Below are 25,150 nucleotides of genomic sequence, written 5' to 3' on the forward strand. Positions count from 1 at the left end.
CAGGGCGCATCATTCAGTCAGGAGTCTATACCAATGGATATGAGCGTCCAACGAGCCACGTCGCCGCAGGCCGACGACACACCCGCGCGCTGGGGAGCTGTCATATCGCTGACGCTTGGCGTCTTCGGCCTTGTCACCGCGGAATTCCTGCCCGTCAGCCTGCTGACGCCGCTGTCGGCGGATCTCGGCGTCGGCACCGGCGTTGCCGGCCAGTCGATCACCACGACCGCCGTCATTGCAGCCATCGCAGGCCCCGGCGTCATCATCGGCACCCGCAATATCGACCGGCGCTGGACGGTTCTCGCCCTGACCACGCTTCTGATCATATCGAGCCTGCTGGCGGCGGTCGCCAATCACATCGTCATGCTGCTGGCCGCCCGTGTCCTGCTCGGCATCGGCCTTGGCGGGTTCTGGGCCATGTCGGCAGCACTTGCCATGCGCCTCGTTCCGCCGGCCCGCATGCCGCGCGCCATGGCCATCATCATGGCCGGCGTCTCGCTTGCCACCGTCTGCGCTGCCCCGCTCGGCGCCTGGCTCGGTTCGACGCTCGGCTGGCGCTCAGCCTTTTACCTCTCAGCAGCCGTTGGCGTGGTCGCACTGGCCGTGCAGGCCTTCACCCTGCCCGCCCTGCCACCGACCGGCCATGCAGGTCTCGGAACGCTCGCTGCCCTGATGCGCCGCCCGCCCATTCGCACCGCACTCTTCACCATCCTCCTCTTCGTCGCAGGCCATTTCGCCGGCTTCACCTATATCCGCCCGTTCCTGGAGCGCGTGCCGAAGCTTGACGTCGAAACGATCTCGCTGATCCTGCTCGGCTACGGCATCGCAGGCTTCGTCGGCAACATCCTTGGCGGCATCGTCTCGGAACGCAGCGCGCGCCTGTCGGTGACGATCTTCGGCAGCCTTGTCGCCGTATCGGCACTGATACTGGCGATCGGCGGCACATCGCTTGTCGTCTCAGCTGTCGCAATCGCCCTCTGGGGCCTCGCCTTCGGTGCATTCCCGGTCAGCATCCAGAGTTTCGTCGTGCGTCACGCCCCTGACGAGGCCGAAAGTGCCGGTGCGCTCGTGATCCCCGCCTTCCAGATCGCGATCTCCAGCGGTGCCGTCCTCGGCGGCATCCTGATCGAAACACAGGGACCGATCGCCGTCATCTCGTTCCTCGGCCTCGCCGCCCTCGCCGGCACCTCGGTCATGGCCGCCCGCGGCGAACGCCGGCGACTGTCATTGGGCTAGACAGGCCTGAACCACCGCCCAAAAGAAACGCCCGCAACAGCGATGTTGCGGGCGTCAGACTGCTGATAAACCCTGACGAAGCTTGTTTGGCGAGAGCAACACCCCACTCTCCCTCATCCTCGCCCTTGTGGCGGGGATCCAGCGACCCGACGTCTGTCGGGTCAAAGACTCTTTCAGCTCAAGGACTTGAGCTGACTGGATCCTCGCCACAAGGGCGAGGATGAGGAGACCTTGTGACCCGGCTCACTGTCCCAGTTGACATCGAGAGTTGTTAGACAAGACCTTTGTCAGCAGTCTGAGGCCCGCAGCACTGATGTTGCGGGCGTTTCTGTAACTGCCGCTGGCAAAGACCGCCCCGTCAGTTCCGCAGCCGATACCCGGTCTTGAACATCCAGCCCAACACCGACAGGCAGATCACCAGGAACAGCGCGATCATGCCGACCGAGATCATCGGATTGACGTCGGCGATCTCATAAAAGCTCCAGCGGAAACCGCTGACCAGATACAGCACCGGGTTAAGGTGGCTGACCGCCTGCCAGAAGGGTGGCAGCATGTCGATCGAGTAGAAGCTGCCTCCGAGAAACGTCAGAGGCGGTACGACCAGCATCGGCACGACGTTCAACTGCTCGAAGTTCTTCGCCCAGATGCCGATAATGAAGCCGAACAGGCTGAAGGTGATAGCCGTCAGCACCAGGAACAGGATCATCATGAATGGATGGGCGATGCGAATTTCCACGAAGAAGGACGCGGTCGCCAGAATGATCAGACCGATGATCAGCCCTTTGCTCGCCGCCGCCCCCACATAGCCGAGCAGCACCTCGGTCATCGCCACCGGCGCCGAGAGGATCTCGTAGATCGTGCCCGTAAACTTCGGGAAGTAGATGCCGATCGAGCCGTTCGAAACGCATTGCGTCAGCAATGTCAGCATGATCAGGCCCGGCGTGATGAACGACCCGTAGGACACGCCTTCGATGGTCTGGATGCGCGAACCGATCGCCGTGCCGAACACGATGAAATAGAGCGACGTGGTGATGACCGGCGACAGCACGCTTTGCAGCAGCGTGCGGCGCATGCGGGCCATTTCGAAGAAATAGATCGATTTGACGGCTTCGAAATTCATGCCTGTTCTCCCGCTTTTTCAGCCACCAGCGCCACAAAAATATCCTCCAGCGAGCTTTGCCGCGTGGAGAGATCGCGGAAATGGATGTTTTCCCGCGCAAGCGTCGCCAGAAGCGAGGCGATACTGTCCTGCGCTTCCTCGCCCTGATAGTCGTGGATCAGCGTCGTGCGATCGTCGGACAGCGTCAGATTGTAGGATTCCAGGCTTTCCGGCAGCGCGGAAAGCGGTGCTGCAAGCTCCAGCCGCAGCTGCTTGCGGCCGAGCTTCGTCATCAGCTTTGCCTTTTCCTCCAACAGAAGAAGGCTGCCGCCATCGATGACGCCGACCCGGTCCGCGATCTCCTCCGCCTCCTCGATATAGTGGGTGGTAAGAATGATCGTGACGCCGCTTTCGCGCAGCTTTTCCACCACCAGCCACATGTCGCGGCGAAGGTTGACATCGACGCCCGCGGTCGGCTCGTCGAGGAACAGCACTTTCGGCTCATGCGACAGCGCCTTGGCAATCAGCACGCGACGCTTCATGCCGCCGGAAAGTTCGCGCAGCATGCTGTCCTTCTTTGTCCAGAGAGAGAGGTCCTTGAGGATCCTTTCGATCAGGGCCGGGTCCGGCTTGCAGCCGTAGACGCCGCGTGAAAAGCAGACGGTGTTCCACACGGTTTCGAACTGGTCCGTGGTGAGTTCCTGCGGCACCAGTCCGATCAGCGAACGGGTCTTGCGAAAGTCCTTCACGACGTCGTAGCCCCCGACTTTGACAGTTCCGGAACTCGGGTTGACGATCCCGCAGATGATCGAGATCAGCGTCGTCTTGCCGGCGCCGTTGGGGCCGAGAAGCGCGAGGATTTCGCCCTCCTCGATATCGAGATCGACGCCCTTCAGCGCCTGAAAACCATTACCGTAGGTCTTGGTCAGCTGGCGGATGGAAACGATAGAAGTCATTGTTACTCGCTGGGAGACTTGAATGGGGAACTGAATTTCTGAATTGGCATCAGATATAGGCTCAACCCATCGTGCAACCATCCCCAGGCAGTCGAATATTGCGTTCGGATTTCGCGACCAATGGTGTCAGGCAAACACGCTCAAGAAGAACTGGATCGAAATTCCCACCAGAAACAACGCAAAACCGAACTCCAGCTGCCGCTTCGACAGCGCGTGCGCCAGCCTTGCGCCATAGGGTGCCATCAACAGCGTCACCGGGATCAGCAAAGCCACCGCCATCCAGTTGATATAGCCGGTGGAAAACGGCGGCAGGCCGGGCTCACCCCATCCGCCCCAGACGTAGCCGATCAGACCCGGCAGCGAAATCAGCACGCCGACGCCGGATGATGTCGCGACGGCCTGGTGGATGGTGCGGCCATAGAGGGTCATGAACGTGTTGTTCATCACGCCGCCGCCAATGCCCATCAGCCCTGAGAGAATACCGATCCCCGTACCGACAAGGAATTTGACCGGGTTCTTGGGCAGATCGTCGCCCAGCTGCCAGCTTGCCCGGTTGAATATCATCCGCAGCGCCAGAAGCAGCGAGATGACGGCAAAGATGATCCTGAGCTCGGTGCTGGACGACCATGCGGCGACGACGGCGGCAATCATCGTGCCGAGCGGCACGGCAATGATCCAGCCCTTCAGGAGATCGATGTCGACAGCATCGGCGTTTTTCTTTCGATGCTCCATGAAGGAGCGGATCGACGTCGGCACGATGATCGCAAGCGAGGTGCCGAGCGCCAGATGCATGCGCACTCCGTCGGAAATGCCCAACAGGCCGAACACGTGAAAGAAGATCGGCACAAGGATCGCCCCGCCACCGATCCCGAACAGCCCGGCGAGAAGGCCCGCCAGCACACCGGCTGCCAGAAGTGCTGCGATGAAGGGCAAAAGGTCTGCCAGCGGCGGCATGAGAGGCTGCATCGTTCGTCTCCGAAGGCAGCGCTCAAAAATTGGATTCTGCATGCCGCTGTCATTTTCCCGTGACGTTCTGACAGCATGATTGCGCAGAGGCAAGCAATGGGCGCCCGGTTCCAGGTTTCTGGAGTGCCGCAACACCAAACCGGTCGGCCGTTATCACCAGATCCTTTTCAGCATTTTCTTTCGCTTGCCGCATCACCCCGCCTCAGCCAAAGGCGGGTCTCCTACCGGGAGACAGGCTTCCCCCCGCGAGCCGTCTCCACTTTCGCCGGCCTCCGGGTGAAAACCCAGAGCCGGCTTTTTCTTGTGCTGCGTGAGCTTGGGCAACCGTAGCGTGGACGTCAGCTACAGTAGCGCCGACCGCCCTTGCGCGGGCGCAGGTCGAAGTGGAAGTGGTTCCAGTGCTCGGCATTGCTACCGGGTCCGAGCACCGTGTTGAAATACTTGCAGCTGTCGGTCCGCACGGATTTGAGCAGCGCGCCCTCGCGGAAGGAAAACAGCCCCTTCTTGCGCACGTTGATATCGTGACCGTTCTTCAGCACGATGGCACCGATATCGATCGCATTGCCCTTGGCATGTTCCGACATCGGGTTGTAGCGCTGCCGCGAATTGTTCATGCGGCGGCAGGAATAGCCACCCATCGGCTGGATCTTCTGGATGCCCGAGAGGTAGCGCAGACGTGCCGATGGTGCGAGTTCGCTCTTCACCCACTTGGCGAAGGCAAGCGTCACCTGACAGTTCAGCGTCACCGCCGGCTTGACATCGATGCCGCCGGAAAGACCGGAAAGCTTCACGGGGTAGTCGACGCCGCAGCTCGGACCGTTGGAGATGCGTGGCTGATCCCGGAACTCGACGCCCATCCGGCGCAGTTCCGCCCGGCAGCTCACTTCCGATTGCGGCATGACGTTGCGCAGAAACGGCTTGTCCGGCTCGCTCATCGGACCCGACTGGATCGTTGGATTGTTCGGACGCAGCATCGCCACCTGCTGGCTGCGAACCGGCGCACGGCTCGGCGGCGTCACGGGCGAACGGTCGCCCCAGACCTGGCTACCGCCGGCCAATCCGTCATTCATCATTTCATCGCGCGCGCCCGCGCCGGAACGCTTCGGCGGCACAATGACACGATCATCTTCGACGTTGGAAATCGGCTGGCGTCTCGCACTCAGTGCACGCGGATTGTCCGTGCCGATGCCATCGACCACCGGCTGGTCGCCGACGCCTTCGGCGATATCGCTGTCCTGCTCTTCCGCAAGGCCCGTCACACCGCTCTCGTCCGGATCGAAGCCGAGCTCGCTATCCATGTTGACGCCCTCTTCAGGCGAGGCGGTGGGCATTCCGCCCTGCCCGAGCGGCGAGGAGGATACGGGTGGCGCCAGCGAGGCTGACTGCATCGGTTGCGGCGCGCGCAGATAATGTCCCCCGTCACCGGGAGGGCTGTTCGAGGCGACCGGAGCATTCATCATGCCAACCGAAGCGGCTGGCGAAGGACCAGCCTGATAACCGGCGTTTGTCTGGTAGGGCGACTGGGCGATCGTGTCGGGCGGCAGCGGCGCGACAGGCTGGATCGCGCCGACGCGCGTCCCGCTATCGATCGACGCAGGCGGAACAAGGTCGCTGGAAGAACAGGCGGCAAGCATGGTGGAGACCATCAGCAGCGCCAAAGCTTTGCGCATAAAAGTCTTCGGGGCCATCCGTTGGGCCTGCTTCTCGAGAAGCGCATACGCCATACCAGTTGCCACCCTCTGGTGCCGAAATCACACAAGCGCAAATTGTAGGAAGATTCGGTAAACGAAGCCTTGCCCAATCGAGGCCGTTTCATGGTCATTTCATGCAGGCAGCGCGAGCTGCCACACACTACAACTGCACCTTTGTGAAGACCATCAAATGTCCGCCGCGCGTAAAAACGCCCGCCCGCAAGCTGCGGACGGGCGCATCGACGTCAGTCACTCAGGCCGCGCGAACCCGGTCCGGTTGACGAGTGTCCTTTACGGCCTCGCCATTCAGTCGGAAGGTCGAAAGCAGATGCTGCAGATGATGGCTCTGTTCGGCCAGGGTCTGGCTGGCAGCCGTCGTCTCCTCGACCATGGCGGCATTCTGCTGGGTCATCTGGTCCATGTGGTTGACAGACGCGTTGATCTCCCGAAGCCCACCCGACTGTTCGTGCGCGGTCGTTGCGATCGTCTCGACATGGGCGTTGACCTTTTCGACCAGCACGGCAATCTCCACCAGCGCATCACCGGTTGACCGCACCAGCGCGACGCCGGTCTCGACTTCGTGCACCGAGGTGCTGATCAGCGTCTTGATCTCCTTGGCGGCGTTGGCCGAGCGCTGCGCCAGTTCGCGCACTTCCTGCGCAACGACTGCAAAGCCGCGACCCGCCTCACCTGCCCGTGCCGCCTCGACGCCGGCATTGAGCGCCAGAAGATTGGTCTGGAAGGCGATCTCGTCGATGACCCCGATGATCTGGCTGATGCGGCTGGACGACGCCTCGATACGGCCCATCGCATCCACCGCGCTGCGGACGATCTCGCCGGAACGGCCGGCACTTGCCTTGGTCTCGGCGACCATGACGCGTGCCTCGCGAGCCCGCTCCGCCGCAGTTCCGACTGTCGCGGTGATCTCGTCGAGTGCGGCTGCCGTCTCTTCCAGTGCCGCAGCCTGCTGCTCGGTCCGCTTGGCAAGGTTGCCGGTAGCGCCGGAAATGTCGGAAGCGCTGTCGCGCACCACATGGCCGGTTTCCGAAATCGCAGCGATGGCATTGTGAAGCGCTTCGACCGCCGCATTAAAATCGCGCCGCAGCTTCGCATAATCAGCACCAATATCACCGAGCGAAACGGAGAGATTGCCGGCGGCAAGTGCCTCCAGCGCCCATCCCAGCTCGCCGATCGCCCGCGCCTGTCTCTCCGCCGCAGCACCGCTGCTGCGCTCGCTTTCAAAACGTTCCGTCGCCATGGCACGCTGCTGATCGGCCTCGCGTGCCCGAAGTGCCGCACTTTCTTCGACGCTGTTACGCAGCACTTCGACGGCACGTGCCATCTCGCCCACCTCGTTCGGATAAGCCGTGCACGGAACAGCCATGCCGGTCTCGCCGGCCGCAATCGCGGTCAGCACGCCCTTTACCTGACGGATCGGTCGGGTCACGCTTCTGACCACAAACCAGGCGCCGGCAAGCAGCAGCACCGCACCACCCGCAAACATGGCGGCAAACTTCATCGCGTCCTGGCGGAACATCGCCTTTAGGTCATCGGTATAGACACCGGTACCGACGATCCAGCCCCAGGGCGAAAAGCCGATAACATGCGAGTATTTCTCGACCGGTTCGGCGGCACCGGGCTTGGGCCAGTAATAGTCGACAAAGCCTTGACCGCCTGCCTTCACCACATTGGTGAATTCCACAAACAGGAATTTCCCGTTGGGGTCCTTGTTCTGGGTCAGGTCGGACCCGTTCAGTTCCGGCTTGATCGGATGCATCACCATGGTCGGGTGCATGTCGTTGATCCAGAAATACCCCGATCCGCCGCCATAGCGCATGGCGCTGATGATGGCCTTGGCGGCTGCCTGCGCCTCGTCACGGCTCATCGTGCCAGCAGCTTCGAGACCCTGGTACTTCTTCAGGATGGCAACAGCGTTGTCGTTCATCTGGGCAAGACCCGCCTTGCGCTCCTGCTCCGACGAACGATAGCTTTGAAACAGGCTGAACACCATCGCGCCACCGAGAATGACGAGCGACAGGACGACAAGGCTGTAGAGACGCCAAGAAATAGCGATACGCTGCATAGTTTCCCCCTCCAGTAAAACTGCGCGGAGCTTAGGTGAAGAGGGTTAGCAGGTCGTAAAGCATGTAAGCGGCGGAAACACTTACTCGGATTGGGTGCGCACGCACCAAAGCGGCATGTATCCAAGCCATGTTGCTGGAGCATTGCTCCAATCCAAAACAAGGGTGGGCCGGACCCGTCTTTCGCTCTAGTCTGGTCTCAACAGATACGAGACTCAGCAAGGACGTGACGAATGACCGAACAGCCGCAACCTGCCTCTCCGACCGGCGAACTGACACTGCGCACACTTGCGATGCCGGCCGACGCCAATCCAGCCGGTGATATCTTCGGCGGCTGGGTGATGGCCCAGATGGACCTTGCCAGCGGCATCCGCGCCACCGAGCGGGCGCATGGCCGCACGGTGACCGCAGCCGTGAAGGAAATGGCATTCCAGCTCCCCGTCAAGATCGGCGACACGTTGAACGTCTATACCGAGATCACCCGCGTCGGCACGAGTTCGATCACGCTGAATGTCGAAGCCTGGGCCCAGCGCGCGCGCTACCGGATGCTGGAAAAGGTAACGGCCGGGACCTTCGTCATGGTGGCGCTGGGAGACGACGGCAAGCCAAGACCCGTTCCCGCAGAATAGTGGCCAGGTCGGACCGGCCCTAGTCGATCCCTGCAGATAGCCGGTCTATCGCTGTAGATAGCCAGTTACCCCTGAAGATAGATGGAGGACCTGTCGAAGGACAGCCCGGGAAAGACGCGCGACGTCAGCTTGTCCGGTGCAATGCCGAACTGCTTGTGCAGCATGGCCGCGGCGATCTCGCGCACATCGCCGGTCGGCATCAGATCCTGGCCATCCAGAAGCCTGTCCTCGGCAAGACCGGGCCACGTCCCCATCACCTTCCCACCCGACACCGCACCGCCGGCGAGAACGGCAACGCCGCCGGTGCCGTGATCGGTTCCGCCGGTGCCGTTCTCGCGCACGGAACGTCCGAATTCCGTGACTGCCAGCACCACCGTGCGGGCCCACGCGTCGGCACCCAATGCGTCCTTGAGCGCCACGATGGCAGCGGCAAGCTCGCCAGCCATCGATCCGAACTGGCTAGCCTGCTCCAAATGCGTATCCCAGCCGTTGATTGAAAAGCTGGCAATCCGGTAGTCTTCCCGCAGCATGCCACCGGCAAGCCGCGCCATGTCGACGACGCTGCGGTTCCGCTTCTGGCGGTACCCGTCAGCCGAAAACCCCGTCCGCTTGACCTCCTCCATCGCCGCGGCAAACGGCGCATCGGCTGCGTAGAGCCGCTCCAGAAAGCCGATCTCGTCCTGCGCCATCTCCACGTCGCCCGTTCCCGGACGGTTGTCGGCCTTGTTCGGCCCGCTCAGGATCAGTTCCATCGACGTATGGATGTCGAGCGCCTTGCGGCCGTCGGTGCGCGGAATGACCGCCAGCGTCCGGTTGAGCCAGCCACTCTTCTGCGATGCGTCGGTACCACCGTTTTCCAGCATTGTCTGGCCGTCGAAATGACTGCGCCCGTCGCGGTAGGGCGTCGCGACCGCGTGCACGAAGGACAGCGCATTCTCCCGCCAGAGCGGCATCAATGCCGACGCCGCCGGGTTGAGACCGAAAAATTCGTCGAGATCAACAAGTCCGGTCCCGGGCGTCAGACCGAGCGTCGGTCGCAATCCGGCGAAAGCCGCATCGCCATAGGGCTGCACCAGATCCAGGCCGTCCATCCCTCCGCGCAATATGATCGTCACGAACCGGCTTTCGCCAGGAGCAGCCGCAAAGCTGACCGGTGTCAGCACGGGTGCGGCAGCGGCACAGCAGGCGCCGGCCAGAAAGCCGCGGCGGGAGAGCGAAAAGCTTGGCTTGATCGTCATCGCTATCTCCTGTTGAACTCGGGCGACGCCAGAACCATCGCGATGGCGTGGTTGGTGTCGGGTGCCTGAGCAATCACGTCCCTGGTATTCTGGCCCGCCGCGTCCCCGAGCGCCGCATCGAGAAACGTGCCGGGATCGCGCCTCTGGCCGAAACGGCCGGCCATCAGCCGCGCCCAGGCGATCCGCTCGCTCAGCTGGCCCGGCGACAGCCAGACACTCGCCAGGTCGGCATAGCCGGCCGGGCTCGGTGGCTGCCAGATCGGCTGGTCCATCCGCTGGAGCGCGGCAAGCGTCAGGTCGTTGGCGCGTGCGGCACGTTGCTTGGCATCCTCGCGGGCAGCCGTGCTGCTGGCCATCTTCAGCGCCTTTCGCATCGGTCCGTCGTCTTCCTGCTCATCGTCGTCCATCTCGTCCAGCAACCGGGAGAGGTCTTTATCGGAAATGTCGACGGCTCGGAATCCGGACACGACGAATTCGAACGGACGCTTGATCTTCTGTCCAGGATCGCTCCAGGCACGGGGATGATCCAGCATGGCACGATAGACGGCCTTCAGATGGCCCTCGGTTTCAGCCCAGGCCGCCGTCATCGCGGCAACCACATCCGCCGGAGGTTCGTCGGCAACGAAGTGGATCACCAGTTTTCGGCAGACATGTTCCGCCGTCATCGGGTTCACAGCCAGATCCTCGAGCATCCGCAGATGGTCCTGGCTCCCCGCCTCGTCGTCCTCATAAACCTCTCCGAGCAAGCTGATCGAGCCGCCTTCGGAAATGCGTGGCCGGTAGACGACTTCGAGAGCGCGGCGATCGACCGACAGTCCGGTGAGTATCAGCGCGGCGGCCCGGACATCCTCCTGGGTATACCCGCTCCCAGCTCCCAGCGTGTGCAGTTCCAGCAGTTCGCGGCCAAGGCTTTCGTTCACGGCACGCCCGCCCGACCGCCCCGCGGGGGCGTCCATGCCGGCACCATCACTCTGGTCGAGATAGATCAGCATCGCGGGATGCAGCATGGCGGCTTTCAGCAGGTTCGCGAACGACCCGGCCAGATTGGGACGGATCGCCTCCGCCTCGTACAAAGGCACGACCATCCGCATCGGCAGCGACTTGAGCGCGCTGGTGGAAAAATGGTCCGTCCAGAACGATGCCAACCGTTCGTGAAACCCGAAGGGCGACAGGATCGCCTGCGCCAGCCGCGCCATCGCATCCTGCCGATAGATCTGCAGCGCTTCCTTCTGGGTTTCCTTGCGAATGCTTTCGTTCGGCTTGCCGTCCTTCGCCGCCTTCGCTTCGGCCGCCCGCAACGACATCACCCGAGAGGCCGTCTCGCGGCGGCCACCCGCTCCCTCGCGGGGAAACCGCAGTTTCCGCTTGGCAGCCTGATCAAGCTGGGCCAGCAGAGCCTCGGCATCGCGCGGCGGCTCTTCTCCGGGACGCAATCCGTACCCGTAGCGAATCGCTGCCAATGTCGGTCTCGAAATCGCCATCCGGCCACTCCTGTTTCAGTCCCCCAGAGTCGGAGACGAATGTGTCCGAAACGAAAGACAATTACGGCCATTTCGCGACCCGGACGATTTGCCGCCAGCCAACCGCGGTCTGGGACCGAAGAACCTCGGAAGTGGCCCCTCTAAACGATTTCGACATGCCTCGGCAAGAATGCCATCAGCTGCGATATCGCCAACGACGGCTCGCCTGTCCAGCCACGGTCGATACAACATTCTGTCATCCGGTCACTTTACGGCGTGGGGATGTGAGAGACGCAGCCCACGCTATGCATCGTAGAACTGTGAACAATGGCAGCCTTCGGGATCTGCTGGAGACCGCGCCAAAAGCACAAACCACCCCGTTGCCCTTTTGTACTCATTTTCCACTCATCCCCCTCTTCACTTTCCACCATCCCGCCTCCATATTCGCGCCATGGCCAGATCTCCGAAAAAATCCCCATCCTCCAAGCCCAGCGGTTTCGAGGAATCCCCGCAATCGTCGTTTGAAGGCGCGCCGCTGGAGGGGAATGTCTCGGACTGGGTGAGACAGCTGGAAGCCGAGGCGGAAATGTCCGGCGTCGAGACCCAGCGCGAGATCGCCTCCAAGGCCGGCAAGCACCGCAAGAAGATCGAGATCGCCGCCCGCGAGGAGGCCATCAAGGCCGCCGCGAAAGAGACGCCGAAAACCGCCAAGCACACGACCTCGTCGAAATCGTCCCGCGGCACGTCGATGGGCGGCTCGTCGGATCCGAAAACCCGCGCCGCCGCCGGCCTCAATCCGGTCGCGGGCATGGACGTATCGCTGGAAGAGGCGGAACACCTCGCCACCGGCGCCGTCACCGCCACGGTGGAGGCGCTGTCGGCGCTGATCGAAAGCGGCAACCCGCTGTTCAAGGACGGCAAGATGTGGACGCCGCATCGTCCCCACCGTCCCGAGAAATCCGAAGGCGGCGTCACCATCCGCATGGCCTCGGACTATCAGCCCGCCGGCGACCAGCCGACCGCCATCAAGGACCTCGTCGAGGGCATCAACAACAACGAACGCTCGCAGGTCCTGCTCGGCGTCACCGGCTCCGGCAAGACGTTCACGATGGCCAAGGTCATCGAGGCCACGCAGCGGCCGGCCGTCATCCTTGCGCCCAACAAGACGCTGGCGGCGCAGCTCTATTCCGAATTCAAGAACTTCTTCCCCGACAACGCGGTGGAATATTTCGTCTCCTACTACGACTATTACCAGCCGGAAGCCTATGTGCCGCGCTCCGACACGTTCATCGAGAAGGAATCCTCGATCAACGAACAGATCGACCGCATGCGCCACTCCGCCACCCGCTCGCTGCTGGAACGCGACGACTGCATCATCGTCGCCTCGGTCTCCTGCATCTATGGTATCGGCTCCGTCGAGACGTACACCGCCATGACCTTCCAGATGGCCGTGGGCGACAAGCTCGACCAGCGCCAGCTGCTCGCCGATCTCGTGGCCCAGCAGTACAAACGCCAGGACATCAACTTCATTCGCGGATCGTTTCGCGTGCGCGGCGATACGATCGAGATCTTCCCGGCCCACCTTGAAGATGCCGCCTGGCGGATCTCGATGTTCGGCGACGAGATCGACAGCATCACCGAATTCGACCCGCTCACCGGCCACAAGACCGGCGACCTGAAATCGGTCAAGATCTACGCCAACTCCCACTATGTGACGCCGCGCCCCACGCTCAACGGCGCCATCAAGTCGATCAAGGAAGAGCTGAAGCTCCGCCTCGACGAGCTCGAAAAGGGCGGCCGCCTGCTGGAAGCGCAGCGTCTCGAACAGCGCACCCGCTACGATATCGAGATGCTCGAGGCGACCGGCTCCTGCGCCGGCATCGAGAACTATTCGCGCTATCTCACCGGCCGCACGCCTGGCGAGCCGCCACCGACGCTGTTCGAATACATCCCTGACAACGCGCTGCTGTTCATCGATGAGAGCCACGTCTCCGTCAGCCAGATCGGCGGCATGTACCGGGGCGACTTCCGCCGGAAAGCGACGCTGGCCGAATACGGTTTCCGCCTGCCGTCCTGCATGGACAACCGGCCGCTGCGCTTCGAGGAATGGGATGCGATGCGCCCCCTCACCGTCGCGGTGTCGGCAACGCCCGGCAACTGGGAAATGGAACAGGCCGGCGGCGTGTTTGCCGAACAGGTCATCCGCCCGACCGGCCTCATCGACCCGCCGGTCGAAGTCCGCTCCGCCCGCAGCCAGGTCGACGACGTGCTCGGCGAGATCCGCGAGACCGCTGAAAAGGGCTACCGCACCCTGGTCACCGTGCTCACCAAGCGCATGGCCGAAGACCTCACCGAATACCTGCATGAACAGGGCGTGCGCGTCCGCTACATGCACTCGGACATCGACACGCTGGAACGCATCGAGATCATCCGCGACCTGCGCCTCGGCGCCTTCGACGTGCTGATCGGCATCAACTTGCTTCGCGAAGGTCTCGACATTCCCGAATGCGGCTTCGTCGCCATTCTCGATGCCGACAAGGAAGGTTTCCTGCGCTCGGAAACCTCGCTCGTCCAGACCATCGGCCGTGCCGCCCGTAACGTCGATGGCAAGGTCATCCTCTACGCCGACAAGATCACCGGCTCGATGCAGCGCGCCATGGACGAAACCGCCCGCCGCCGCGAAAAGCAGGTCGCTTACAACACCGAACACGGCATCACGCCTGAATCGGTCAAGGCCCGCATCTCCGACATCCTCGACAGCGTCTACGAGCGCGACCACGTCCGCGCCGATATATCAGGCGCATCCGGCAAGGGTTTTGCAGACGGCGGCCACCTCGTGGGCAACAACCTGCAGAGCCATCTCAACGCCATGGAGAAATCCATGCGCGACGCCGCAGCCGACCTCGATTTCGAAAAGGCTGCCCGCCTGCGCGACGAGATCAAACGCCTCAAGGCCTCCGAACTCGCCACCATGGACGACCCGATCGCCCGCGAGGAATCCAAGGCCCAGGAAGGCGTCCGCCGCAGCGCCGAAGCCACCCGCACCTCGCTGGGCGGTGGCAAAGGCAAAGCCGCGAAGGCCGGAGACGAGGCGTCTCCCTCCTACTTCGCCAAACCCTCGCTCGACGACATGGGCCCGGGCACAGACACGGCCACCCCACTGTTCCGCCGCAACTCCCTCGACGAGATGACCGTCGGCCGCACCGAAAAACCCGCCCCCGGCGCCCTGCCGGAACGCCCGCCGGAAACGATCAGCACCAAGAAACGCTTCTCGCCGCTGCTGGAAGGCCAGCCGGAACGGGGCGAAGGCAAGGACGACCCCCGCCCCATCGTCCGCGGCAAGGTCGGCGCAGGCAGCTACGAGGATGCTGGCGACGCCAAGCAGCAAAAGCGCAGAACGAAGGGGAAGACGGGACGGCCGGGACGGTAGCCAAAAATCCCTTCTCCTCGCCCGCGGGGAGAAGGTGCCCGGCAGGGCGGATGACGGGCACGCGCACCCGATCACCCGCTGCGGTCGAGCGACGCGCCGGTCTCCCCCTTGTGGGGGAGATGTCCGGCAGGACAGAGAGGGTCTTTTCATGCAACGGGAGCAAGAACGGCGGACGTCGCCCCCCCCCTCGTCATCCACCCTCTCCGTCATCCTCGAGGCCTGCTCCCCGTCAGCCGCTACCTTTCCTCCGTCATCCTAGGGCTTGATCCGAGGACCCAGCGCCACCCGCGCCAAGCCCGGCGTCGGCTCCGGGCGACGTCAAGCAGCAGAAACGCTGCACGAAGGGCAAAACAAGGAGACCGGCGCGGTTGTCATTTGTGAGCGAAGATCCCATAATCTGACAACATTCAATCAAATATTCTGATGACAATTAAATGGTGTCAAAGCTGAGAAAAGAACTGGCAAATCTACAATAAGTGAAGTCGAATATTTCAAATATCAAAAGAATCTACACAAGCTGCGCTGCGGAAGCGACCTTGTCAATCATCATCCTAAATGATGTGGAGATCTCAACATGAGGAAAACAAGATTCTGCGTGTCTCTTGCAAAACTTTTCTCTGCGTCTGATCGATTTATCAATTTCCGCATATACAACCGTCGGCGCGCGTCCTTCAGACCGGTGTAAAGTACTCATGAATTTGTTTACCAAAGCGCTGCCGCTTAAGGTGTCAGGATCTATATCCTCTCGCTTAAAGGCCGCTACGCACCAGCTTTCAGTACTTTGTTCCGCTGGACAAAGAACATACTTCTGAGAATCTGCTGATGTTAGCTGGCTCAAGCCACACCAAGAACCTAATACAAGCTCAGAAAAATTATAATTACTCATGGCAGACGATTGAGCGAGACTATAGGTGTGAGACACAAAGTTCACAAAGGAATCTGCGGTCAAGTGGTCGCAATCCATCTGGACGATGATTAAATCGCATCTTGATTTATCAAGATCATCTTCAAACAATCCGCCGCCGAAATAGCGCTTCGATCGGGCAACCGGATCCATGCGCCTTAGCCAGTTTTCAATGTATGTCCATCCCGCCGGAGCTTGGGTAGCGTCCATCTGGGGTTGTAAGTCAAAAAAATCCGCTTCCACCCCCCGTCGAGACAACGCCGTCTTGGCAAAATACTTTATTGCGTAGAAGTCTGTTGGTCCCTCACAAACGATACCAATACGCATTGAATTCACATACTCCCCAAAGCGCCGGAAATTTCGCCATCAATCCACAATTGGCTTAATTTTTTTCCGGAGAAGTTTGCGGTCCAGTCCTCTCGGCTCCAACCACTCTTTGGTTTCAAGCGCTTCGCGGTGGTATGGCCGTCATCGTTGCGAAACAAAATGAAAACTCGTTGGTCATCGTCAAACAGATCAAACGCATCTAGTGACGTGGGATTATGACTAGTCAGAAACACCTGAGCTGGGCCAAGAGCTAGATTATTTTCAGTTTTCTTTCGCGAGATGCTCGTTATTAACTCAATAACTTTCCTAGTCATCGCGGGATTAAGGGCACTATCGACATTATCGAGAGCAAAAATCTTTGGTGAATCCCGGTGAGCCATAAGAACAGTCATAAATAATAGAAAAAGAGTTCCTTCACTACTGTCATAGGCTGAGAGTTTATTTCTTTTTTCATTCATAAAGCGATCTATGAAGTAAATGACATTGCCATCAGTGCTGGCTAGTTCTCGCGATTTTAGAATCGAATCAAGCGATCCGACGCGTACACTTCTAGTCCACCCAGGAAGCCAGACGAGAGAAATGGCGTCAGTAAGGATTGATCGTTCGGCGTTTGCGCTAGCCTTCTTTGAAGGCCTCATTTGCCGCGCCTGCTCCATCAATGAGGCAACAGCTGCAGCGAGGCCTTCGCCGTGAAGGCCTACCGGCGGCTCGTCGGCTTTGCCAGATTTGATTTCGCGTAAAAATTCGGTTTGGGGAGAATAGATAGCATAACGGGCTAATTCGTCGAATGCAGTTTGCACTTCTTCTGGATACGGAAATGCGACACGGGACTGATCCCATAAGCTTCGGCTGGAAACCCAGCTTTTCTGAGCAACCTTGCTTCCTAGTACCGTGACACCTCTACCACTGCGCCCAAACGTTTTAGTCCCCCTGAATTCGCATTTTTCCGAGAAAAAACTTAAATGAGTATCACGTTCGCTAGCAGAAAGCTCGATAGCGTAATTGATTCCGGGGTCAAGCGACGCTTCAATGCGGAAGGTTTTTGGCAGATCGAAGTTCTTGAAAGCCGACTTCATAAGCGCCGGGGGTGTCAACCTCACGCCTTTGCGAGCCAGTTCACTGTCCGATACGCCGCGGTATAGCGCTGCTGAAACCACGCCGATAGCTTCTAGTAAATTTGACTTTCCTGCGCCGTTCCCTCCGATAAACAGGTTGACGCGACCAAAATCTAGATCCATGTCACGAATCGACTTAAAACGACTTATTTTAATTGAACGCAGCATTTTTCACCGTCGCAGTAGTCTGATCACGCCAGCGGGGGCCGCATTTGTCTGCTCATAGCGGGCAGGGATGGGCGTTGTAAACAGACTTCATCCAGTTATAACCATTGACTGCATGCGATCAACTATATTTCCGTCAACAGAATGTCCAGCACATTGAGGCCTGCTAGCTAACTGGCCAAGCTTTGCCACGGCTCTTCGAGAATTGCTCATACTTCAAAAGTGCTTGATTGACTCGGTGCCAAATTGCCTCATTGCAAGCGTGTGTCCTTACACCACCCCACCCCACCAACACCTCGGCCACCCAATGCGCACCCTCATAGCCCTCACCCTGCTCGTCCTCTCCGCCTTTGCCGTCCAGGCAGAGACCTACAAAACCCCGGAAGCGCTGATCAAGGCGCTCTATGCCTATGATCTCGACAAGACGGCGGCGGATGCGCCCTCGCCTTACCAGCCGTTCTTCTCGCGCGGGCTGGCCAAGCTGTTTGTCGCCGATCGCACCCGTACGTCCGATGACGAGATCGGCACGATCGATTTCGATCCGGTAATCTCAGGGCAGGATGGGGAGGCGACGAATGTGCGTCTCGGGCCGCTCAAAGGAAGCGGCGACCGCGTCGAACTCGATGTGTTCTTCCGCAACTTTGCGCCGGTCACGCTGCATTACACGCTGGTTCGCGAAAACGGTGGCTGGAAGGTGGATGACATCGAAAACCGCAAGGGCGAGGTCAAATGGGGCCTGCGCGAGTTGCTCGGCGGCCACTAGATCCGCGCGGGTCGCGGCGCCACCCTTCGCCGCCAGCCAAAGCGCCTCCACATCCCCATACACCATCACCACCCGCATTCACCCTCCATCAACCCCTTCCATGCGATACCTTCTTCACAACGAAGATGGAGCACAGCCACGATGATTGGCTTCAAGAACACCCACAATCAGCCCGTTTACGTCAATCAGGCTCAGGTCCTTTACGTCACCACTTATGAGGAAGACGTCTCGGTGATTGCGCTGGCGGTCACGGGTGCCGGTGGCAAACCGGTGACGATCCATGTTCGCGGCAGCGTCGATCTCGTGCAGTCAAAACTGGCCGGCACCGCGCCGCGCTGAGCGGCAGCTTTCGCGCCGAGGGCGCAACGCCCGCATTTCCGGTCCTTAGAAGCGCCTCGATAACAGCGCTTTTGTTTGCGCTGCGGCGGATTTTGGCGCACCGACCCACTAAATTTCAATGACTTAACGCATGTTACATCCTCATGGATTTTTTCCGTGCCTATAATGCTGCGTTCCGTCGCGGATACACCGGGAGGCGTCCCGGCGAGGCGGAACCGGCGCGGGTCATGGGGAAAGGACGCAACACCCCATGCTCCGGGTCCGCGGAAAATGGTCTCCCTCCGGCGACACGGGGGAAACAGGCGGGTCACGGACCGACCGCCGGTTTCCGATGCCCGAAAGAGCGCGCCGGATGTGCCTGTGCGGCACACAAGGTGGCCCGCCGGGTGGTTTCGCCGGATTCCTGATCCGTCGGAAGCACCGGGAAGCCGGCGGCGAACAACCGCCCGGCCGGGTCATTGCAGAGAGACCGCAGTCGCGGGCAAAAACCGCCGAACGGGGGCCGAAAGGTGTCACCTACAATTTTCTATATCGAGGCAGCTTCCGGCGCCCCGTCCGAATTTTCCATCCGTCGATCGCCAAGGCACGAGTCTGCCCGGCGGGCGGATCATCCGAAACCGGACAGGAGAAGCACCATGTCTGTCGAAATCACGGAAATCGAGACCCATCTGGCATGCTGCACGGCAGAGATCCTGGCCTTTCCGCAGGCCTGCCTCCGGCGCGAATGCCGTCGCGCCAACCGATGCTTGCATGTCGATCTAGACACCCGCGCCCCGGCCTGTCTGATCAATTTCGGCCCCGACTACCCCGAAAGCTTTACCCTGATCTACCTCATCGCGCTTGCCGCCCGCGCCGATCTCGGCCGGCAGGGCAAGATGTTCGCATCGCCCTCCGCCATCGAGCGTGAATTGCAGGATGCCTGTGTCGAGGTCGCCCGAAACGCACTACCGGACGAGGATGCCAAGCGATGGATGGCGGCCTACCGGGCCCGCGAAAAACTGCCCCCGCCAACCCTGCCATAACGCGGCCGGAGGATTGAACCAGCCCCGCCGGGCCGAGAGAGGCGGCGCTACGCGACCGGCTTACAGCGCCCGCTCAATCGCCTTCGCCGCCTGCCAAAGCCCCTCCATCCGCTCCAGCGTTGCTGCCTCCAGTGTTTCACCCGATCTCTCAAGCTCCGTCTCGATATGGCTGAAACGTCTACGGAATTTAGCATTGGTACCGCGCAGCGCCGTCTCCGGATCGGCGTCCACATGGCGGCCGATATTGACGAGGGCGAAGATGAGGTCGCCGAGTTCGTCGGACACTTTTTCGGGCTGTCCGGCCGCCAGGGCCTCGCGCAGTTCGGCAACCTCCTCCTCGATCTTGTCGAGGATCGGGCCGGGTTCCGACCAGTCGAACCCAACGCGTGCGGCCTGCTGTTGCAGCTTCACCGCCTCGCTCAGCGCCGGCTGAGCGCGGTGCACGCTGCCGAGAAAGCCGGATTTGGCGGTGTCCGTCGTGCCGCGCAGCGCCCGTCGCTCGGCCCGCTCGCGCTTCTCCTCGGCCTTGATCGCATCCCACTGCAGCTTCACGGCGCCGGGCGTATCCGCATCGGAGCGCGCAAACACATGCGGATGCCGGCGGATCATTTTGGTGGTGACGGCCTCGACCACGTCGCCGAAGGCAAACGCACCGGCCTCCTCCGCCATCCGAGCATGAAACACGACCTGCAAAAGCAGGTCGCCCAGTTCCTCGCGCAGATCGTCCATGTCATGCCGCTCGACCGCATCGGCCACCTCGTAGGCCTCCTCGATCGTATAGGGAATGATCGTCTCGAAACTCTGTTCGAGATCCCACGGGCAACCGGTCACCGGCGTGCGCAGCGCCGCCATGATCTCGATCAGGCGGGAAATATCCTTCGAAGCATGCATGCCGAAATCCTTGGCCTTCAATTGAGCGGTATCGTGTTGTCAGCCTTGCCGGCCTGATAGCTCTGCGACAGCAGCTGGTAGCGCTGCCTGATCCGCTCCGCCCGGGCCTTCAGGTCCTGCCGGATGGCGTCGTCCTCCTCGGCCTCGATGAGGTCGGCGATGAAGTAGGAATTCCAGAAGGCGTTGGCGCGTCGGTAGCCGCCGGGCTCCAGCCCGAACACCTCCTTCAGGATCTTCAGGTCATGCGGAATGGCAAACGCATCGCGGCTGTCCTCGTGGCTGAAGAAAGAGTAGAAATTGTCGAACCCGGCCCAGGTAATCGCCGACATGCACATCGTGCACGGTTCGTGAGTCGAGAGGAAAATCAGATCCTTGGCGGAAAGTCCGGAATCAATCTCGTAGAAGCGCTTCAGCGTGTGCACTTCGCCATGCCAGAGCGGATTTTCCAGCTCGTTATTGGTCTCGGCGATCACCAGCGACAGATCAGACTTGCGCAGGATTGCCGCCCCGAACACCTTGTTGCCGGCGGCAACGCCCGTTTGGGTCAGAGGCAGGATATCGTGCTCGATGACATCGAGAAGGCGGGAAGCAATGGTCATGGTGCACTCATCTCCAGGTCTGCCGCAGAGCGAAATTGGACGGTTGTAGGGTTATGGTCGTGTGGGGCTGCTCACAGAGAACGGAAGGTTGGCGGTGGCTTTTGCTCAAGAAGCGAGCGAACGGGAAACAGAAATACCGGGCGCCCCGGCCTTTTGCACATCCATTTCTTCAATTATGCCACCGCATTGTGGATATTCAGGATCATATGATGCAGGATAATCGCATGTCTCAGAGCCTTCAACGCCTGTCGGTCTTCCCGGCGTTTTTTCGCGTGCGCGGAAAAAACGTTGCCGTGTTCGGCAACGGCGACGAGGCCTATGCCAAGGCGCGGCTGATCGCCAATACGGACGCGCTGATCATCGCCTATGCGAATGATCCGCAGGCCGATTATGCGGCATGGCTCACTGAGCACAAGATCGAGCCGATCCGCGAGACCTTTGCCGCCGCGCAGGTGGCAGGCGCGACGCTCGTGTTTGCCGCCACCGGCGATCAGGCTCTCGACCAGACCATCGTCATCGCTGCCCGGGAGCACGGAATTCCGTCCAACGCCGTGGACCAGCCCGATCACTGCGATTTCTTCACGCCCGCACTGGTCAACCGCGCCCCGCTCGCCATCGCCATCGGCACCGAGGGTGCGGGTCCTGTTCTCGCCCAGATGATCCGTGCACGCATCGATCAGATGCTGTCGCCATCGCTCGGCAAACTTGCCTCGCTGGCGACCGATTACCGCGATGCCGTCGAACGCGCCGTCCCGCGCGGCGTCTCGCGCCGAATCTTCTGGCGCCGGTTCTTCTCCGGCGATGTTGCCGATGCCGTCGACGCCAATGATCATACCGCCGCCCGCCGTGCCGCAGACGATCTTCTCTCGGTCACCGGCAAGGCCGAAGGCAAGATCTGGCTGGTCGGCGCAGGTCCTGGCGCCGAAGATCTCCTGACACTGCGTGCCCAGCGCGTGCTGATGGAAGCGGACGCGATCGTCTACGATGCACTCGTTCCCCAAGCGATCGTCGATATGGGCCGCCGCGATGCGGAACGCCTTTCGGTCGGCAAGCGCAAGAACTGCCATTCCAAGAGCCAGGACGAAATCAATCGCCTGCTGGTCGATCTCGGTCGCCAGGGCAAGCGCGTCGTGCGCCTGAAAAGCGGCGATCCGCTGGTCTATGGCCGCGCCGGCGAAGAAATGGCAGCCTTGCGTGAAGCCGGCATCGCCTATGAGATCGTCCCCGGCATCACCTCGGCCTTTGCCGCGGCGGCCGATTTCGAACTGCCGCTGACGCTGCGCGGTGTCGCCTCGTCACTGATCTTTACCACTGGTCATGATCTCACCGGCAAAGCCCTGCCCGATTGGGCAAGCCTTGCAATTTCAGGCGCCACCATCGCCGTCTATATGGGCCGCACGGTTGCAGCATCGGTCGCCGAACGGCTGATGCAGGCCGGCGTCTCCCCGCTCACCACCGTCGCCGTGATCGAGAATGCCAGCCGCACCGACCGCAAGCTGTTCCACGGCGTCCTCCAGGAACTGCCGGCGCTGGAGACCAGGGACGATCTCGATGGCCCGGTCATGGTGATTATCGGCGAAGCCGTCGCTGGTGCGAATTTTGAGAAGTCCGAACCGCTTTCCGCCTTTGCAAGGACGGTTGAGCGGGCAAGCATTGGAGTGGAATAATGGCCGACAAGGTTCTGACTGCCAACCGCCTGTCCGATGGCATCGCCGTCTGGCTTGATGCCGCCGGCCGCTGGACGGAAAACCTACAGGACGCGCTCGTGGCGCGCCATGCGGAAGCCGTTTCCTCTCTGGAAGCGATCGGCAAGCGTGACTTTGCCGAAAACAAGGTTGTCGACGTCAATGTCATCGATGTCGAGGAAACCGAAGGCAGGCTGTGGCCCACGCGTCTTCGCGAGCGCATCCGTGCACAGGGCCCCACAATGGATTACGCCGCCGGCTACAGCCACGCCGATCCGGCATTCATCGCAGTCTGATACCGAGAGTTCAGGAACATCATGTATCGTTACGACGAATTCGACCACGCATTTGTTGAAAGCCGCGTGGAGCAGTTCCGCGATCAGGTGGAGCGCCGCCTCTCCGGCGCGCTTGCCGAGGATGCGTTCAAGCCGCTGCGCCTGATGAACGGCGTCTATCTCCAGCTGCATGCCTACATGCTGCGCGTCGCGATCCCCTATGGCACGCTGAATGCAAAGCAGATGCGGATGCTTGCCCATATCGCCCGCAAGTATGATCGCGGTTACGGCCATTTCACCACCAGGCAGAACATCCAGTACAACTGGCCGAAACTGTCGGATACGCCGGATATCCTCGCCGAACTCGCAACCGTCGAAATGCACGCGCTGCAGACATCGGGCAATTGCATTCGCAACGTCACCGCGGATCATTTCGCAGGCGCTGCAGCCGACGAAGTCGCCGATCCGCGACCTTACGCGGAAATCCTGCGCCAGTGGTCGTCGGTCCATCCCGAATTCTCGTTCCTGCCCCGCAAGTTCAAGATCGCCGTGACCGGCGCTGAGCGCGACCGTGCCGCGATCCAGGTGCATGATATCGGCCTGCACCTGAAGAAGAACGACAAGGGCGAGATCGGCTTTGCCGTCTATGTCGGCGGCGGACAGGGCCGCACGCCGCTGATCGCCAAGAAGATCCGCGACTTCCTGCCGGAAGAGGATCTCCTCTCCTACACGACCGCGATCATGCGCGTGTACAATCTAAACGGTCGCCGCGACAACAAGTACAAGGCCCGCATCAAGATCCTCGTGCACGAAACCGGCGTCGAGGAACTGACCCGTCAGGTGGAAGAAGAATTCCAGCACCTGCAGGGCACCGAGCTGAAACTGCCGGAACAGGATATCGAGGCGATCACCGCCTATTTCGCACCGCCCGCGTTGGCGAACCGCGCCGAGGGCTGGGAGGAACTCGCCAGCTGGAAGCGGCAGGACGAGAACTTTGCCCGCTGGGTGGATCAGAACGTTCAGCCGCACAAGCATCCGGACTACGGCATGGTCACCATCTCGCTGAAGCCCATCGGCGGCATTCCGGGCGATGCGTCCGACGTGCAGATGGATGCGATGGCCGATCTGGCCGAAGAATTCGGCCATGACGAAATCCGCATCAGCCACGAGCAGAACGTCATCCTGCCGCATGTGGCGCTGGCCGATCTCGAGCCGCTTTATCGCGCCCTCGCCGCACACAATCTGGCAACGGCAAATTCCAACCTGATCACGGACATGATCGTCTGTCCCGGCTTGGATTACTGTGCGCTGGCGAACGCCCGTTCGATCCCGGTCGCGCAGGAAATCTCCACGCGCTTCGGCTCCCCGGAGCGGCAGGCGGAAATCGGTGAGCTGAAGATCAAGATCTCCGGCTGCATCAACGCCTGCGGCCACCACCATGTGGGCCATATCGGCCTTCTGGGCGTCGAGAAGAAGGGCACCGAGCTCTACCAGATCACGCTTGGCGGTTCGGCCGACGAGAACACCTCGATCGGCGAAATCATCGGTCGCGGCTTCGAGCCGTCGAAGGTGACGGACGCGATCGAAACCATCGTCAACACCTATCTCGGGCTTCGGCATGGCCAGGAAGAAACCTTCCTCGCCGCCTATCGCCGGGTTGGACCGCAGCCCTTCAAGGATGCGCTCTACGGTGACGCGAAGGCGGAGGCGGCGTGATGGCGAAGATCTGGAGAGAAACCGGCTTCGTCGCCAACGACCAATGGGTGATCGAGACGGAAGAGGTAAAGGCCGAGGGCGAGCAGAAGCCGCTTCTAGCCCTTGCCGAATTCATCGAGAAGGCGGAAGCCAGCAACGATGTCGGTCTCGGTGTGCTGATCAAGCCCGCCGACGACGTCCGGAAGCTTGAGCCCTATCTCTACCGCATCGAACTGGTGGCGGTGGAATTTCCGGCCTTCAGCGATGGCCGCGCCTTCAGCCATGCCTCGCTGCTGCGCGATCGTCTGGCCTACAAGAACGAGTTGCGCGCCGTGGGCGACGTGCTGATCGATCAGGTGCCGCTGATGCTGCGCTGTGGCATCGACAGTTTCGCGGTCACCAACGCGACGGCGCTGCAGCGTCTGGAGGAAGGCCGCCTGCCCGGCATTGACGTTCACTACCAGCCAACGGCCCGTCCTGCGGAGCCAGGCGAAGGCTATAGCTGGCGCCGCCGCTCTGTGCCGGCTTGAAAAGCTGACCTCAGAAGACATATTTTCTAAGCGATCGGCCAGAAAGCGCGGCCG

21 protein-coding genes are annotated in these 25,150 nt (G+C 61.1%); 10 read left to right on the forward strand and 11 right to left on the reverse strand.

Annotated elements, in window-relative coordinates; genetic code table 11:
- Nucleotides 1-33 precede the first annotated feature (33 nt).
- The gene (locus IFT66_RS05930; RefSeq protein WP_192076981.1) at nucleotides 34-1,236 is read left to right on the forward strand and encodes an MFS transporter; all 1,203 of its coding nucleotides are present in this window, start codon (nucleotides 34-36) and stop codon (nucleotides 1,234-1,236) included.
- Between the two features lie 358 nt (nucleotides 1,237-1,594).
- Here the strand turns inward: IFT66_RS05930 and IFT66_RS05935 are convergent, their stop codons facing one another.
- The 5 genes from IFT66_RS05935 to IFT66_RS05955 all read right to left on the reverse strand — a co-directional run bounded on the left by IFT66_RS05935 (nucleotide 1,595) and on the right by IFT66_RS05955 (nucleotide 8,031).
- Complete coding sequence (locus IFT66_RS05935; protein WP_062580942.1) at nucleotides 1,595-2,356, reverse strand: ABC transporter permease; 762 nt, start codon at nucleotides 2,354-2,356, stop codon at nucleotides 1,595-1,597.
- Nucleotides 2,353-3,291, reverse strand: a complete 939-nt coding sequence (locus IFT66_RS05940) for an ABC transporter ATP-binding protein (RefSeq protein WP_192076982.1) — start codon at nucleotides 3,289-3,291, stop codon at nucleotides 2,353-2,355. The genes IFT66_RS05935 and IFT66_RS05940 overlap by 4 nt, the downstream gene beginning before the upstream one ends.
- A 126-nt stretch (nucleotides 3,292-3,417) precedes the next feature.
- Entirely contained in the window at nucleotides 3,418-4,245 is an 828-nt protein-coding gene (locus IFT66_RS05945) for a sulfite exporter TauE/SafE family protein (protein WP_192077151.1), read from the reverse strand.
- Nucleotides 4,246-4,595: 350 nt separating this feature from the next.
- Entirely contained in the window at nucleotides 4,596-5,945 is a 1,350-nt protein-coding gene (locus tag IFT66_RS05950; RefSeq protein ID WP_092660750.1) for an extensin-like domain-containing protein, read from the reverse strand.
- Between the two features lie 256 nt (nucleotides 5,946-6,201).
- Nucleotides 6,202-8,031 carry a methyl-accepting chemotaxis protein gene (locus IFT66_RS05955; RefSeq protein ID WP_184653320.1) on the reverse strand — a complete coding sequence of 610 codons (1,830 nt, stop codon included), beginning with the start codon at nucleotides 8,029-8,031 and terminating at the stop codon, nucleotides 6,202-6,204.
- 231 nt (nucleotides 8,032-8,262) lie between these two features.
- On the opposite strand from IFT66_RS05955, the gene IFT66_RS05960 reads away from it, so the two are divergent.
- Nucleotides 8,263-8,658, forward strand: a complete 396-nt coding sequence (locus IFT66_RS05960; protein WP_062456448.1) for an acyl-CoA thioesterase — start codon at nucleotides 8,263-8,265, stop codon at nucleotides 8,656-8,658.
- A gap of 65 nt (nucleotides 8,659-8,723) precedes the next feature.
- On the opposite strand, the gene IFT66_RS05965 is transcribed toward IFT66_RS05960, so the two are convergent.
- Both IFT66_RS05965 and IFT66_RS05970 read right to left on the reverse strand, forming a co-directional pair.
- Nucleotides 8,724-9,896 carry a DUF1501 domain-containing protein gene (locus IFT66_RS05965; RefSeq protein WP_192076983.1) on the reverse strand — a complete coding sequence of 391 codons (1,173 nt, stop codon included), beginning with the start codon at nucleotides 9,894-9,896 and terminating at the stop codon, nucleotides 8,724-8,726.
- A 2-nt stretch (nucleotides 9,897-9,898) separates the two neighbouring features.
- Complete coding sequence (locus tag IFT66_RS05970; protein ID WP_192076984.1) at nucleotides 9,899-11,377, reverse strand: DUF1800 domain-containing protein; 1,479 nt, start codon at nucleotides 11,375-11,377, stop codon at nucleotides 9,899-9,901.
- Nucleotides 11,378-11,807: 430 nt separating this feature from the next.
- Between IFT66_RS05970 and uvrB the strand changes: the two genes are divergently transcribed.
- The gene (gene uvrB, locus IFT66_RS05975; protein ID WP_192076985.1) at nucleotides 11,808-14,786 is read left to right on the forward strand and encodes an excinuclease ABC subunit UvrB; all 2,979 of its coding nucleotides are present in this window, start codon (nucleotides 11,808-11,810) and stop codon (nucleotides 14,784-14,786) included.
- Between the two features lie 508 nt (nucleotides 14,787-15,294).
- On the opposite strand, the gene IFT66_RS05980 is transcribed toward uvrB, so the two are convergent.
- Together IFT66_RS05980 and IFT66_RS05985 are read right to left on the reverse strand one after the other, a co-directional pair.
- Entirely contained in the window at nucleotides 15,295-16,017 is a 723-nt protein-coding gene (locus IFT66_RS05980) for a hypothetical protein (RefSeq protein WP_192076986.1), read from the reverse strand.
- A gap of 5 nt (nucleotides 16,018-16,022) precedes the next feature.
- Nucleotides 16,023-17,300 carry an AAA family ATPase gene (locus IFT66_RS05985; protein ID WP_192076987.1) on the reverse strand — a complete coding sequence of 426 codons (1,278 nt, stop codon included), beginning with the start codon at nucleotides 17,298-17,300 and terminating at the stop codon, nucleotides 16,023-16,025.
- A 304-nt stretch (nucleotides 17,301-17,604) separates the two neighbouring features.
- Between IFT66_RS05985 and IFT66_RS05990 the strand changes: the two genes are divergently transcribed.
- The 3 genes from IFT66_RS05990 to IFT66_RS06000 all read left to right on the forward strand — a co-directional run bounded on the left by IFT66_RS05990 (nucleotide 17,605) and on the right by IFT66_RS06000 (nucleotide 19,421).
- Complete coding sequence (locus IFT66_RS05990) at nucleotides 17,605-18,060, forward strand: DUF3828 domain-containing protein (protein WP_192076988.1); 456 nt, start codon at nucleotides 17,605-17,607, stop codon at nucleotides 18,058-18,060.
- A gap of 141 nt (nucleotides 18,061-18,201) precedes the next feature.
- Complete coding sequence (locus IFT66_RS05995) at nucleotides 18,202-18,399, forward strand: hypothetical protein (RefSeq protein WP_062456430.1); 198 nt, start codon at nucleotides 18,202-18,204, stop codon at nucleotides 18,397-18,399.
- A 635-nt stretch (nucleotides 18,400-19,034) separates the two neighbouring features.
- A complete protein-coding gene (locus IFT66_RS06000; RefSeq protein ID WP_192076989.1) occupies nucleotides 19,035-19,421 on the forward strand; it encodes a hypothetical protein in 387 nt (128 codons plus the stop codon).
- Nucleotides 19,422-19,481: 60 nt separating this feature from the next.
- On the opposite strand, the gene mazG is transcribed toward IFT66_RS06000, so the two are convergent.
- Nucleotides 19,482-20,312, reverse strand: coding sequence for a nucleoside triphosphate pyrophosphohydrolase (mazG, locus tag IFT66_RS06005; protein WP_192076990.1), 831 nt, complete (start codon nucleotides 20,310-20,312; stop codon nucleotides 19,482-19,484).
- 17 nt (nucleotides 20,313-20,329) lie between these two features.
- On the reverse strand, nucleotides 20,330-20,911 hold the full coding sequence (locus tag IFT66_RS06010; RefSeq protein WP_192076991.1) for a nucleoside deaminase: 582 nt from the start codon (nucleotides 20,909-20,911) through the stop codon (nucleotides 20,330-20,332).
- A 224-nt stretch (nucleotides 20,912-21,135) separates the two neighbouring features.
- Between IFT66_RS06010 and cysG the strand changes: the two genes are divergently transcribed.
- From cysG to IFT66_RS06030, 4 genes are read left to right on the forward strand one after another with little or no spacing between them, the layout of a single operon-like run.
- Complete coding sequence (gene cysG, locus IFT66_RS06015; RefSeq protein ID WP_192076992.1) at nucleotides 21,136-22,578, forward strand: siroheme synthase CysG; 1,443 nt, start codon at nucleotides 21,136-21,138, stop codon at nucleotides 22,576-22,578.
- Nucleotides 22,578-22,892, forward strand: a complete 315-nt coding sequence (locus tag IFT66_RS06020) for a DUF2849 domain-containing protein (RefSeq protein ID WP_092660729.1) — start codon at nucleotides 22,578-22,580, stop codon at nucleotides 22,890-22,892. Before cysG ends, IFT66_RS06020 begins: the two co-directional genes overlap by 1 nt.
- 21 nt (nucleotides 22,893-22,913) lie before the next feature.
- Nucleotides 22,914-24,587 (forward strand): nitrite/sulfite reductase, encoded by a 1,674-nt coding sequence (locus tag IFT66_RS06025; protein ID WP_192076993.1) that lies wholly within the window; start codon nucleotides 22,914-22,916, stop codon nucleotides 24,585-24,587.
- Entirely contained in the window at nucleotides 24,587-25,096 is a 510-nt protein-coding gene (locus IFT66_RS06030; RefSeq protein WP_062456415.1) for a DUF934 domain-containing protein, read from the forward strand. Before IFT66_RS06025 ends, IFT66_RS06030 begins: the two co-directional genes overlap by 1 nt.
- Nucleotides 25,097-25,150 lie beyond the last annotated feature (54 nt).

Origin of the sequence: Rhizobium sp. CFBP 13726 (genome assembly GCF_014841925.1) — a bacterium.
Lineage (GTDB): Bacteria > Pseudomonadota > Alphaproteobacteria > Rhizobiales > Rhizobiaceae > Neorhizobium > Neorhizobium soli.